Annotated in this window: 10 protein-coding genes; 5 read left to right on the top strand and 5 right to left on the bottom strand. The window is 50.7% G+C overall.

Features of this window, described 5'->3' with window-relative positions; translation table 11 throughout:
• Positions 1 to 289: 289 nt before the first annotated feature.
• Positions 290 to 895 carry a hypothetical protein gene (locus ACO6VE_RS11615; protein ID WP_422450092.1) on the top strand — a complete coding sequence of 202 codons (606 nt, stop codon included), beginning with the start codon at positions 290 to 292 and terminating at the stop codon, positions 893 to 895.
• Positions 896 to 1120: 225 nt separating this feature from the next.
• Here ACO6VE_RS11615 and hutI read toward each other — a convergent pair whose 3' ends face one another.
• Both hutI and ACO6VE_RS11605 read right to left on the bottom strand, forming a co-directional pair.
• Positions 1121 to 3340 (bottom strand): imidazolonepropionase, encoded by a 2220-nt coding sequence (hutI, locus tag ACO6VE_RS11610; RefSeq protein WP_422461398.1) that lies wholly within the window; start codon positions 3338 to 3340, stop codon positions 1121 to 1123.
• A gap of 184 nt (positions 3341 to 3524) precedes the next feature.
• On the bottom strand, positions 3525 to 4049 hold the full coding sequence (locus ACO6VE_RS11605; RefSeq protein WP_422450094.1) for an RING finger domain-containing protein: 525 nt from the start codon (positions 4047 to 4049) through the stop codon (positions 3525 to 3527).
• A gap of 157 nt (positions 4050 to 4206) precedes the next feature.
• Between ACO6VE_RS11605 and hutC the strand changes: the two genes are divergently transcribed.
• The 3 genes from hutC (at position 4207) to hutH (ending at position 8316) form a co-directional block, all read left to right on the top strand.
• A complete protein-coding gene (gene hutC, locus ACO6VE_RS11600; protein ID WP_422450095.1) occupies positions 4207 to 4920 on the top strand; it encodes a histidine utilization repressor in 714 nt (237 codons plus the stop codon).
• Positions 4921 to 5057: 137 nt separating this feature from the next.
• Positions 5058 to 6791, top strand: coding sequence for a urocanate hydratase (hutU, locus tag ACO6VE_RS11595; protein ID WP_422461417.1), 1734 nt, complete (start codon positions 5058 to 5060; stop codon positions 6789 to 6791).
• A complete protein-coding gene (gene hutH / locus ACO6VE_RS11590; protein WP_422461396.1) occupies positions 6784 to 8316 on the top strand; it encodes a histidine ammonia-lyase in 1533 nt (510 codons plus the stop codon). Before hutU ends, hutH begins: the two co-directional genes overlap by 8 nt.
• 148 nt (positions 8317 to 8464) lie before the next feature.
• Here hutH and ACO6VE_RS11585 read toward each other — a convergent pair whose 3' ends face one another.
• Positions 8465 to 8923, bottom strand: coding sequence for a hypothetical protein (locus tag ACO6VE_RS11585; RefSeq protein ID WP_422461394.1), 459 nt, complete (start codon positions 8921 to 8923; stop codon positions 8465 to 8467).
• Positions 8924 to 9258: 335 nt separating this feature from the next.
• Here ACO6VE_RS11585 and ACO6VE_RS11580 point away from each other — a divergent pair, with 335 nt between their 5' ends.
• Positions 9259 to 9798, top strand: coding sequence for a pilin (locus ACO6VE_RS11580; protein WP_422461392.1), 540 nt, complete (start codon positions 9259 to 9261; stop codon positions 9796 to 9798).
• A gap of 203 nt (positions 9799 to 10001) precedes the next feature.
• Here ACO6VE_RS11580 and ACO6VE_RS11575 read toward each other — a convergent pair whose 3' ends face one another.
• Complete coding sequence (locus ACO6VE_RS11575) at positions 10002 to 11711, bottom strand: DNA ligase LigA-related protein (protein ID WP_422461390.1); 1710 nt, start codon at positions 11709 to 11711, stop codon at positions 10002 to 10004.
• A gap of 68 nt (positions 11712 to 11779) precedes the next feature.
• Complete coding sequence (gene galE / locus ACO6VE_RS11570) at positions 11780 to 12799, bottom strand: UDP-glucose 4-epimerase GalE (RefSeq protein WP_422461388.1); 1020 nt, start codon at positions 12797 to 12799, stop codon at positions 11780 to 11782.
• Positions 12800 to 12809: the final 10 nt, after the last annotated feature.

Here is a 12809-nt window from a genome sequence, read left to right as displayed (position 1 = left end):
CGTTTGGGAATTCAAAAATTATATGCAGAAAAAATAAGGCTTATTTAATCGATGTATTCCTGACAGGGGTTGAAAGGCAGGCGAACTCTCTGCAAAACTCGCTGGTCTTCGACTTATGACTATAATGCTGGACAGACGAAAAGCCTGTGACCAGACGTCGGCATAAATGCAACAATGCTATGCAAAGAAAACCAACCACGGGCAGTGGTTGAGGCACCGGTAACCGGCCATCAATTTGTTCTGCCTTTGGGATCAAACATCCATAACTAAATCATGGTACTGACTACTAATGAATAACAGTAACTCCCCCGCCAAACCAACCATGGATTATGCCCAATTGCTGGAAGCCCTGAATCAGGCCAGCACCTTTGATCTGTTCCGGCTGAATGCCATGATTGATCGTGAGCTAGAGTCGTCAGAGCGTATTGGCCGGATCAAGGCGGCGCTGACCGTTGGACAAAAGCTGAGCTACTTTGATCGAAACAGCAACTCGCTGCGTGACTGCGAGGTGTTGCAGCTTAGGCAAAAGCGGGCACTGGTACTGGATTTTTCTGATGGCAAACGCTGGACGGTGCCCTACTACATGCTCAATCTTGAAGGTGCCGATGCCCGCGTTAATCATGAAGCTCAACAAGGCCTGAGTCGCCATGCCATTGCTGTGGGAGATCTGCTGGGTTTTAAAGATAAGCATGGGGAAGAACATTTTGGTCATGTCCTTCGTCTGAATACTAAATCAGTCTCCCTGCAGGTGGCTGAAAGACAATGGCGGGTCGCTTATTCTCTGCTCTACCGTGTTCTGGATGGGCAGGGTGACCAGGAAGGGGAGCTGTTGATTGACGGTGAGAGGGCAGATCAAAGCGGTGATGCTGTCCAGGGTTCATTGCTTGAGCTCTGATAAAATGACAATCAATCTGCCTGTAAAACGCTAAGACTGAGAACAGTATTTACCGAAGAAACCAGATGATTGAACGACACGCTGGAATACTTCGCTGAGAACCTTGATCCGCTGACCGAGCAATTGCAAAAAGGAGCGGTATTTTACATACCTCGAACCATTTTTTTAATTTTCCTCAATCCCCTGATGAGCGTATATATGGTTTGCTGATGCATTCTGAATAATCTACCGGGTTTGTCCAGCCAGCTGATGAATTAACCGTGCTGCCAGTCGGGCCGTGTGTGCATCGATATCATGTTTCGGGCAGGTTTCAGCGATATCAAAGAGTTTCAGCTTGCCGCAATGTTTGATGATATCCAGCAAAGGTTCGACAACCTCCGGTGGAATGCCTCTGGCAGCGGGTGCGCTGACGCCGGGGGCCAGGGCGGCAGGGAAGGCGTCAATGTCGATGGTCAGATAAATATGATCCACCCGGTCGATAAACTGTTGGAGATCTTGCTGTAACGATGGCAGGTTCAGCAGTGTCATTTCTTTATCGAGTCGATAGGCGACACCCAGCTGATCAGCTCGATTAAAAAGCGCCTGAGTGTTACTGCTTGCACTGATGCCAAAACAAAGGTAGTTAAACGGGATACGGTGCTCTCGGGCGTATTCAGAAGCCTGCCAGAATGGCGTTCCTGAGCTGGGACCCGCTTCGGGTAAACGGAGGTCAAAGTGGGCATCAAAATTGATAATGCCGACATTGATCGGGTCTTTACCCTGCCTCTGTTTTTCCAGATGCATCATCAGTCCCTGGTAAGAAGCCCAGCCAATTTCATGGCCTCCTCCCAAACCAATCACTAATTGATCATTGTCTAATAGTTGGCACATCTGCCCGGCATAGTCCTGTTGTGCCTGTTCAAGGTTGGTGCCATGGCAGTGAAGGTTGCCTGCATCCCAAACCGGGGCAGTGCGATTCCAGGGAAGGTTGGTCAGTGCCTGTCGAATATGGTCGGGCCCTTTGGCGGCCCCGGGTCGGCCCTGATTTCTCCGGACGCCTTCATCAGACTCAAACCCCAGTAAAGCAGCTCCTGGTTCGCCCCCCGGTGCATAAGGGCGAACTTTCTGGTGCCAGCGCTGTGCAGCCTGTGGATCGGTTTCCTGATCGATGCGGCCAGACCAGGAGAATGGTGGGTTTCTGGAGATGGTTGATTGCACAATTTGGCCACTTTTTATGATCAGGGAAGGGGAGATGCCCGTGAGCCCGGCCACCAGAGAGGCTGGATGGCTGACAGGCCAGAGTAACAGGTCGGCATCCAGTCCTGCTCTGATTCGGCCAGTTTTTTCTTGCAGACCCAGTGCCTGTGCCGCATGGCGGGTACAACCGGCCAGTGCCTCGGAAGGCGTCATACGAAACAGGGTACAGGCCATATTCATCATCAGTCGTATAGATGCGAAAGGGGAGGTACCAGGGTTCAGATCGCTAGCAATGGCAATGGGAACGCCAGCTTTTCTTAATGCTTCAATAGGTGGCAACTTGGTTTCCCGAAGAAAGTAGAAGGCTCCCGGCAACAGAGTGGCTACCGTGTTGCTGTTTTTTAACGCTTCAATACCGGACTGGCTGAGGTATTCCAGATGGTCCACGGATAGCGCCTGATATTTTACCGCCAGTTGGGTGCCGCCGCTGTCAGAGAGTTGCTCGCCATGGAGTTTGATGTTCATCCCATGGGCTTTGGCTGCTTTAAATACCCGTTCAGTCTGTTCCGGTGAAAAAGCAATGTTTTCACAGAACACATCCACGGCATCGGCCAACTGTTCTCTGGCCACCGCAGGCATCATTTCAGTGCAAACGTGTTCAATGTAATCGTCAGCCCGGTTTTTGTATTCCGGCGGCAAAGCGTGGGCACCCAGAAAAGTTCGAACGACAGTGACAGGGTACTCACTGGCCAACAGACTTGCGGCCCGGAGCATTTTGGTTTCGGTTTCCGTATCCAGGCCGTAGCCGGATTTGATTTCCAGTGTGGTCACCCCTTCAGCCAGTAATGCCTCAAGTCGTGGGCGGGAGTCGTCAACCAGTTCTTCAGCCGTGGCTGCCCGGGTGGCTTTGACGGTGGAGAGAATGCCACCTCCCTGTTTGGCGATGGTTTCATAGCTGACGCCTTCAAGCCGCTGTTCAAACTCTCTGGAGCGGTCGCCGGCATAGACCAGGTGGGTGTGGCAGTCGATCAGGCCGGGTGTTAGCCAGTGTCCTTGTCCATCGATGGTCTCTTTCGCATTGCTACCTGGCGGTAATTCTGACTCTGCTCCTGCCCAGGCAATCTTGCCGTCCTGCACCAGCACGGCACCCTGGCTGACGCTGTGATAGGGGCAGGTGGCAGTGCGGGCCGGGTCCATGGTGGCAAGGTGAATATTCCGAATGAATAGGTCACAGGCGGTCAGTGATGGATCAGCGTTACTGTTGTTCATGGTGTTAGGCCGTTATTGGTTGACTGAATGATGAGCCACAGCTTCAGGAGTAATCAGCATTTGTTGTCTCCTTTAGATAATGCATGAACGTCAAAATAAATACTTGCCAGAAAAGTTCAAACGATACTCGATTAATGAAGTAATCGGTTCCCATATCCATTCTTGGGAAAAGAGCCGTGTGAAATTATCTTCTGAGTAAGGCGGCGATCATATTACCAAGTGCAATGCCAAGGAGTACTTCCACAATCAGGGCAAGAATAGCGTCCACTTCCTGCCTCAACAACTCACTGGCCATTCTGGGGAAGTCAACGGGGTTATTGTTGTTGGGTCGGATAAAAGCGACTCCGATCAACAGATCAAGAAATTTTGCAAAGGAAAAGAAGGAGCGTAACTCCATAGCCAGTGAAAGTATTCTGGCATTGTCCTCGAAGGTAATCGAGTTATAAGCAAATAACGTCGATAAAGAAATTGCGACAATACTCCGACGAGACAATACCCTGTCTATAATGCTCCAGTCACCTGCCCTGTCTACTTCAAAGGGAAAATATGCATGTCGGCATAAAGGGCAGTTCAGTTTTCGCTCTCCCCACTGGACGATGCATGAGCGTCCAAAAGTATGTCCACAACTCATTAAAGCCCGATAGTGTGTGGGAACATCATCATATTCTCCCAGACAAATACTGCACTGATCACTGGTAACGTTGTTCACTCTAACCTCGAGAAAATCCTTGAATTTTTTAGCGAAATCGTACAATTTGCATTATCTTGTTGTATATACAACTATATACAATAAGATAATATAATCAAACTCAGGATCCCCGGGATCGCCGGAACGTCTGAAAAGCTCCAATTGGCACAAATAAATTATGAATCAGAGCCTGTTACCCCGTTATCAGCAGATTAAGCACTATATTCTTGACAAGATTGAGTGCGGTGAGTGGACAGAATCCCGCAAGGTGCCTTCTGAGAATGAGCTCTGCCAGCAGTTTTCGGTAAGCCGGATGACCGCCAGAAAGGCGCTGCAGGAGCTGACGGCATCGGGCGTACTGATGCGCCAGCAAGGGTTGGGTACGTTTGTGGCTCCTATCGAGCCACAATCGTCAATACTGACAGTAAAAAATATTGCCGACGAGATCAGGGGGCGAGGGCATGGTTACAGCAACCGGGTATTGCTTCTGTCTGAAGAACAGGCGTCCGAGGCCATTGCGGTTTCCCTTGAGTTACCGGAGTCAGCGAGCGTTTTTCATTCCATTATTATTCACTACGAAAATGGCCTGCCACTGCAATGGGAAGAACGTCATATTAACCCGCGGTTTGCTCCGGATTACCTGAAACAGGATTTTTCAAGGGAAACGCCCAATGTTTATCTGACCGGGGTTGCAGCGCTTACAGAAGCGACACATGTCGTGGAAGCAGTATTGCCTTCAAAAGAAGTGGCCGAAGCTCTGGCTATGGAAGCCGGTGCTCCCTGTCTGAGAATCACGAGAAGAAGCTGGTGTCGGCACGGTGTCGTCAGTCTGGCCAGGCTGATGCACCCCGGTGACCGATACCGCCTGGGAGACCATTTACAGTTTTCCTGATGACCTGCCGACAAGTCGGATCACAGGAGTAACACCGACAGCCTCCCGGGGCAATAACAACGATTGTGCAGGTGACAGTTCCACAATAAAGCAGCGTAACGTAGAGGACGGTGAATATGGCAAGTGAACAGGAGAAGATGCTTATAGCCGGTGGTAAAGAACCCGTTGGTAAAACCGGCAGTAAAGGCCATCAGCGATTTGATCCGGACCGAATCATTCGGGCTCCCAGAGGTTCTGAGCTGAATACCTGCAGCTGGCAGGTTGAAGCCCCTCTGCGTATGTTGATGAATAATCTGGATCCGGAGGTGGCAGAGCATCCTGAACAGCTGGTGGTTTATGGCGGTATTGGCCGGGCTGCCCGGGATTGGGCTTGCTACGACCAGATAGTGGCCACTCTGCAACGTCTGCAAACCGATGAAACATTGCTGGTTCAGTCCGGAAAACCGGTCGGGGTATTCAAGACCCACCCCGGTGCTCCCCGGGTGTTGATTGCCAACTCGAACATTGTGCCTTATTGGGCAAACTGGGAGTACTTCCATGAGTTGGATAAACAAGGGCTGATGATGTATGGCCAGATGACCGCAGGCTCATGGATCTACATTGGTTCCCAGGGCATTGTGCAGGGTACCTACGAAACCTTTGTGGCCATGGCCAAAACCCACTTCCAGGGGGATGCTTCGGGCAAGTGGATTCTCACCGGTGGTCTTGGCGGCATGGGGGGGGCACAGCCTCTGGCTGCGACCATGGCCGGTTTTTCCATGCTGGCCTGTGAAGTGGATGAGTCCCGAATCGACTTTCGCCTGAAAACCCGTTACCTGGATAAAAAAGCAGCGACGCTGGATGAAGCGCTGGCGATGATTGAACAGGCCAAATCGGCAGGCAAGGCGATTTCGGTGGGCTTGCTGGCGAATGCGGCGGATATATTCCCCGAGCTGGTTGAACGCAATATTACGCCGGATGTGGTGACGGATCAGACATCAGCCCATGACCCATTGAATGGCTATTTGCCCAAAGGGTGGACATTGTCTCAGGCCTGCGAACGTCGTCAGGCGGATGAAGCGGCGGTTACCCGTGCTGCACGAGAATCTATGGCTGTGCAGGTGAGGGCCATGCTGGAGCTGCAGAAGCGGGGGGCGGCAACTGTTGATTACGGCAACAATATAAGACAGATGGCGAAAGAGGTCGGGGTTGAAAACGCGTTTGACTTCCCCGGTTTTGTGCCCGCTTATATTCGTCCACTCTTTTGCCAGGGTATTGGTCCTTTCCGCTGGGCAGCCCTGTCCGGTGACCCTGAAGATATCTACAAGACTGACCAGAAAGTCAAAGAGCTGATTCCCGACGATGCACACCTTCATAACTGGCTGGATATGGCCAGAGAGCGCATCGCTTTCCAGGGTCTGCCAGCCCGCATCTGCTGGGTGGGTTTGCAAGACCGGGCCCGCCTTGGGCAGGCCTTTAACGATATGGTGGCCAGTGGTGAGCTGAGTGCGCCCGTGGTGATTGGTCGTGATCATCTGGATTCCGGCTCGGTTGCCAGCCCTAACCGGGAAACCGAAGGGATGCAGGATGGCAGTGACGCTGTCTCTGACTGGCCGCTGCTGAATGCCCTGTTGAACACTGCCTCGGGGGCAACCTGGGTGAGTCTCCATCATGGTGGTGGTGTAGGGATTGGTTACAGCCAGCATTCCGGTGTGGTGATTGTCGCGGATGGTACCGATGAAGCCCGGGAAAAATTGGGCAGAGTGCTGTGGAATGACCCGGGAACCGGGGTCATGCGCCATGCCGATGCAGGGTATGACATTGCCCGTGAGTGCGCACAGGACAATAGTCTGGACCTGCCCATGCAGTCGGGAGGGCAAAGGTATGAATGAGTTAGTGATTTACCCCGGAAAATTATCGCTGAGTGACCTGCACAGGGTTAGTCGTCACGAGGTTCAGATCAAGCTGACCCCGGACTGTTATGAAGCCATTCATAAAAGTGTGGCCTGCGTGAATCATGCGCTGGCAGAAAATCGGGTTGTGTATGGTATCAATACCGGTTTTGGTCTGCTGGCCAATACCCGGATTCCGGATCAGGAGCTGGAGGATTTGCAAAGGAGTATCGTGCTTTCTCATTCGACAGGTGTCGGACAATTTATGGATGAAAGCACTGTCCGCCTGATGATGGTATTAAAAATCAACAGCCTTGCCCGGGGATTGTCGGGAGTGAGGCTGGAATTGATTGAAGCACTGATTCAACTGATTAACCTGGGGGTTTACCCCTGTGTCCCCGAGAAGGGGTCAGTCGGGGCCAGTGGTGATCTTGCGCCACTGGCTCACATGAGCTGTTTATTGCTGGGTGAAGGTCATGCCCTGGTGGATGGTCAGCAGTTGACGGCCATGGAAGCCCTGACCTACGCCGGTATGGAGCCCATGAAGCTGGCACCGAAGGAAGGACTGGCACTGTTGAATGGTACCCAGGCCAGTACGGCCTTTGCCTTGCAGGGACTGTTTGGTGCGGAAGATTTAATGGCATCAGCCATCATCGCCGGGAGCCTCTCCATTGAAGCAGCCATGGCCAGCCGTCGTCCTTTTGATCCTCGCATTCACGAGGCGCGGGGGTTGCAAGGGCAAATTGATATTGCTCATGCCTACCGCACCATGCTGGATCACAGTGACATTGAGCAGGCACACATAGATTGTGACAAGGTTCAGGATCCCTACTCACTGAGATGCCAGCCCCAGGTGATGGGAGCCTGTCTGGAGCAGGTGCGTTATGCCGCCGGCCTGCTTGCAGTGGAAGCCAATGGCGTTACCGATAACCCCCTGGTCTTTGCTGAACAGAATGAAATACTTTCCGGTGGCAACTTTCACGCCGAGCCAACCGGCATGGCTGCCGAAGCATTGGCTCTGGCCATTGCAGAAATCGGTGCCATCAGTGAACGCCGCATTGCATTGCTGGTGGATCAACACCTGAGCGGATTGCCACCATTTCTGGTGAAGAACAGTGGCGTCAATTCCGGGTTTATGATTGCCCATAACACGGCGGCTGCTCTGGCCAGTGAAAATCGTTGCCTCTGTCATCCTTCGGTTGCCGATAGTCTGCCCACTTCTGCCAACCAGGAAGACCATGTCTCCATGGCAACTTATGGTGCCCGTCGTTTACGGGAGATGAACAGTAATACGGCGTCTATTGTGGGTATCGAATTGCTGGCGGCGGCACAGGGAGTGGATATGAGGAAACCCTGCAAAACCTCGGAAACGTTGCAGCGGGTGATGAAAACAGTGAGAAAGGATATACCGTTTTATGATCAGGACCGGTATTTCTTTCCTGATATCCAGAAGGCATCCGAGCTGGTGGCCAGTGGTGAGTTGAGCGTTTATATGCCAGCAGAGCTGCTGCCAAGTCACTCTTAGTTTGTGCAGGTGGCTAAATGCTCAACATCTGGTTAACCCATTCACGAGTCGGCTCCCTTCGGGGATCGACCTGTGCACGAAACCAATTTGCGTTATCTATGTCTATTTTGGAGTTTTTGTTCTGGAACTTGTCAAAACACATGAATAGTTAATTAATCCTTACCTGTCTCGCAACAAGCTTTGTTGACAACAGCCCCTTGAAGAGAAAGGTTTCTTCGCTTACGCCATGCTCATACTCAACTTCATAAAGCAGCGTAAATGGTAGCCCGTCATTGCTGCCCAGCCAGTCGCTAAAACTGGAAAACCAGCCAACATATTGATGACTTTTATAATTGCCCAGCTCTTTCGCTAATAGCGGCCTGTAGGTTTCCCGGTGCTGGCCGGTGGTGGTAATCCAGTGATCTTTGGTTCGGATAATCAGTGCAGACTTATCGGTTGAGAGACTGTTGATATCCAAGTTTGAGAAATAGCTGTCAACTTTCTGCTGATAAAAGAACTGCAGACTGATAAAGCCAGTGATAAAGGCTGACAGAGCAATGATGAATGCAATACCAATCCGTGCCAGCCATGAGCCTAATTGGTTATTTACCAGGGTTTTATTTTGCATAGCCATGCCTTTTTGAACCGTTCTTGAATAAATAGCGTCATTACTTTGGCTATCGGACGAATGGCAAAAAAAAGTAGCTGATCTGTCAAAAGAAGCATGGCTGGGATTACTGCACGATAAGCGGTATGGATGGTTTCACTCTATAAAAAGCCGTGTTTAGTGGTTTTATTATTCTAATCAACGGGATATGTCGTGTTTATGGTGAATTTGCCCTGTCGGCAAAACGACCTGCAGGGTTTTGCTGCCACCGGGTTTGTGAGTAGGTAGCCCTGCACCATTACTGCACTTAACTATCCTGTTTAAAGGGCTGCAGGACGGTGCCGACAGATTGAGCAATGGACTTCAGCGCGCTGTCAAAAAACTCATTGGTCGAGGAAAAAATTATGAAAACAAGGATGTCGGAAATCCGTAAGATGTCGGGTTTTACCCTGATTGAATTGATGATCGTTGTGGCGATCATTGGTATTTTGGCATCGGTAGCGATTCCACAGTATCAAGCGTATACCAGGAACTCAACGGCTCAGGCAGCACTGAGCGAAGTGAAAGCATTTCAGACAGCTGTAGCGATTTGCGCACAGACAGCTACCATTCAATCCTGTCAACCTGGAGCTGCTGGTAGCGGTGTACCCTCGGTGGATGGCACCAGAGTGTCCACTGGTAAATATATAAACAATACTTATGCAGAGCTGATAGTGACGCCAGGGAGTTCATTTGATGAACAAACTCTGATTTTCCAGTCGGATGCTACCGGTGGTAACTGGAAGATGTCTTGCCAAAATGGTGGAGATACAACGGCAAATAATCTTTGTGCTACGGATGCCGTTGCGAAGTCCAAGCAATGGAGCGGTAAATCTGACGGTACTTTTGGAGAATAACGCTTGCCTCGTTGCTTCGTTCCCACGCTCTGCGTGGGAATGCCAACCGCAAACACCGGTAGCTCCCGCTCTCAAACAAGCCCCAAGGCTTGAAAGCAATTCAACACAAACTCTATAAAAACAACGGCTGAACATTCGGCCAGCATTGGTATGCATTCCCACGCAGAGCATAGTAATGAGACTCTTGGGGGGATACTGTGCTTTTACCCGGTTTCCCGACTACCAAGCTTATCCAGAAACTCAATCAACTCTCTAACTTGCTTCCTGTTCACATAGTCCTGTAAATCTTCCATCCGTTTACTGCCAATCGTTGGGCACTTATCTGAAATCTGCCGGGATAACAATCCTCGTAAATCCGTTATACACCCAGCCAACTCGCGGGCATTGCTTTTCCCGATGCCTGGAATACTCAGCGCACGGATCTGTTGCTCCAGGCTTTTCGGCCGTCGAATGGATTCGAAATATTGCTGGATATCCTGCGGATGCACCCCTGCCGATTGCAGTGAATGGGGTGTCAGCTGCAGAATGTCCACCATTGTCTGGATTGTTCCCGTTTGAACCCATTGATGAATAGCTGGCTTGCTGATAGCTGCAATATCAAGCCCCTGCTTACCGGTTAGCCATATCAGGCGAGCGACAAACTGTTGTTCACAACCCGGTGTCATAGAGAGGCAGGTAAAAGGCGTATAGCGGCTTGTATCCGGGAGTTTCGGGCTTACCCTGTTTGCCGGACGAAACAACACCTTACCAAAGACCGTTATGGCACTCCCTTTGAGCTTGATACTGATTTGATCCCCCACGGCAATCGCTTTCTTTTCCAGATTCTGAACAGTGCCCAGTGAAAGGGTTGAGAGGGTTCTGTTTTTGAACAGTACGGGCTTAATATGAACCACGGGTGTGATATTGCCGGTTCGCCCAATGGTAAATTCAATCGCCTCCACTTTTGATGTGGTGGTTGCTGGTGGAAACTTCCATGCCATGGCCCAGGCTGGTGTATCACCTGTCCAGCCCAGCTGCTTTTTGAAAGTTTTGCTGTCGGCCTTAATCACAATTCCATCCATTAAAAATACGGGTTTTTTGATGGTTGCGTAATGCTCAAGGCGCTGTTTGATTTCAGGGTAGGATGTTGTTTTGTGGGTATGCTCCAGGGCCAGAGGAAAGCCCATGCCCGCTAAAGCGGTTATTGACTGTAAACCGCTATTAAACGGGCTGTTTACCCACTGCCATGGGAAAAAATCAAAGGCTTTTACGGCTTCTGTGTCTGGATCAGACCGATTGAGCTGACCGGCAACCAGGTGTCGGGCACTGGCATACGGCTTAAGAATTAATGGAGAAATAATATCAAGCCGTGCGAATAGCTCTCCATGAAGAATGAGTTGGTTTATTTCATCATTAACCAGTGTTTTTGGGATCAGTGGCATCTGCCGGATATGATTGAGGATATCGACTCCAGCTTCGCCATTTCCCCGGGTGGAAGCTTGAATTAACAGCCCGTTTTTATACACCAGCTCCACCGCAACGCCATCAATCTTCGGCTGTACCAAAACACCACTGTCAGCTATTCGCTGTAAAAAGCGTTTTACTTCTTCTGCAGACTGCGCTTTCTTCAAGCTGCCCATTGGAGCCTGATGGTGAATTGTGTATTTATTGTGAGGAGTTTGGTTAAGGGATTTCTCTGTTGCAATGGAAGGGAAGCACGCTTGCCAGTATTTCAGCCTGGCAAGCAAGTCGTCGTATTCACCATCGCTGATAATCGGGGCGTTCTGGTTGAAGTACAGTTCATCATGGTAAGCCACTTCATCCGATAGACTGCTGATCTGCTCAGTGGCTTCTCCCTGATCCCACTGTGGGCAGTCATCTGCCCACGCTGGTAGAAGAAAGATTATCCACAGGAGCGATATTGTTTTTTTCATGCTTCGATTAAAGCATGAAAAGGCGAGTGGTACCCCTTCTTTTAGCTTTTCAGCAGCCCCAAAGCTGGTTAACTGTGATAACCGTTTGGATTCGCCGACTGCCAGCGCCAGCTATCAGACACCATATCTTCCAACCCTTTTTCCGCTTTCCAGCCCAGTTCACTCAAGGCTTTGTCCGGATTGGCATAACAGGCGGCAATATCACCGGAGCGTCTCGGGGCGATCTGGTAAGGGACTGGCTGTCGTGATGCCTGTTCAAAAGCGGTGACCATTTCCAGCACGCTGTAGCCTTTACCAACCCCCAGGTTCCAGGCATGGATTCCCTCAGTTTTCTGCAGCTTTTCGATAGCACGCACGTGGCCAATAGCGAGGTCAACCACATGGATATAGTCCCTGACTCCGGTTCCGTCGTGGGTTGGGTAGTCGTTACCGAAGACACTGAGCTTGTCCAGCTTGCCAATGGCAACCTGAGAGATATAAGGCATCAGGTTGTTGGGAATATCATTCGGGTCTTCACCGATTCTACCGGAAGGGTGAGCACCAACCGGGTTAAAGTAGCGCAGCAAGGCAATTCGCCAGCTATTGTCCGACACCTGAAGGTCCTGAAGGATTTCTTCTATCATCAACTTCGAACGACCATAAGGGTTGGTGGCCGAGGTCGGGAAGTCCTCGCTGATGGGGAGGCTGGCAGGGTCGCCATATACCGTGGCAGAAGAGCTGAACACCAGGGTTTTGACCTTGGCCTGTTTCATGGCTTCCAGCAACACCAGTGTTCCATGCACATTGTTATCGTAGTAAGCCAGGGGCATGGAGACGGATTCGCCAACGGCTTTCAGACCGGCAAAATGAATAACAGAGGATATCTCATGGTTGCTGAACAGTGAGTGCAACAGCTCATGGTCGCGAATATCCCCTTTGACAAACTTCAGTGTCTTACCAGTGATCTCCTGAACCCGCTTCAGAGATTCCTCACTGCTGTTACTGAGGTTATCCAGCACAATGATGTCATAACCATCGTTGAGGAGTTCGACGCAAGTGTGGCTGCCAATATAGCCAGCGCCCCCGGTTACCAGAATTTTTTTGTTCATAGTGTTGTTG

It is taken from the genome of Endozoicomonas sp. ALB115, from assembly GCF_049310245.1.
In the GTDB taxonomy this organism is placed as follows: domain Bacteria; phylum Pseudomonadota; class Gammaproteobacteria; order Pseudomonadales; family Endozoicomonadaceae; genus Endozoicomonas.
This window is presented reverse-complemented; position numbering and strand designations above follow the sequence as displayed.

Bases quoted from the DNA above. Each gene is read 5' to 3' on its own strand.
- ACO6VE_RS11615 (WP_422450092.1), top strand. From the start codon at position 290: ATGAATAACAGTAACTCCCCCGCCAAACCAACCATGGATTATGCCCAA.
- hutI (WP_422461398.1), bottom strand. From the start codon at position 3,340: ATGAACAACAGTAACGCTGATCCATCACTGACCGCCTGTGACCTATTC.
- hutC (WP_422450095.1), top strand. From the start codon at position 4,207: ATGAATCAGAGCCTGTTACCCCGTTATCAGCAGATTAAGCACTATATT.
- hutU (WP_422461417.1), top strand. From the start codon at position 5,058: ATGCTTATAGCCGGTGGTAAAGAACCCGTTGGTAAAACCGGCAGTAAA.
- hutH (WP_422461396.1), top strand. From the start codon at position 6,784: ATGAATGAGTTAGTGATTTACCCCGGAAAATTATCGCTGAGTGACCTG.
- ACO6VE_RS11585 (WP_422461394.1), bottom strand. From the start codon at position 8,923: ATGCAAAATAAAACCCTGGTAAATAACCAATTAGGCTCATGGCTGGCA.
- ACO6VE_RS11580 (WP_422461392.1), top strand. From the start codon at position 9,259: ATGGACTTCAGCGCGCTGTCAAAAAACTCATTGGTCGAGGAAAAAATT.
- ACO6VE_RS11575 (WP_422461390.1), bottom strand. From the start codon at position 11,711: ATGAAAAAAACAATATCGCTCCTGTGGATAATCTTTCTTCTACCAGCG.
- galE (WP_422461388.1), bottom strand. From the start codon at position 12,799: ATGAACAAAAAAATTCTGGTAACCGGGGGCGCTGGCTATATTGGCAGC.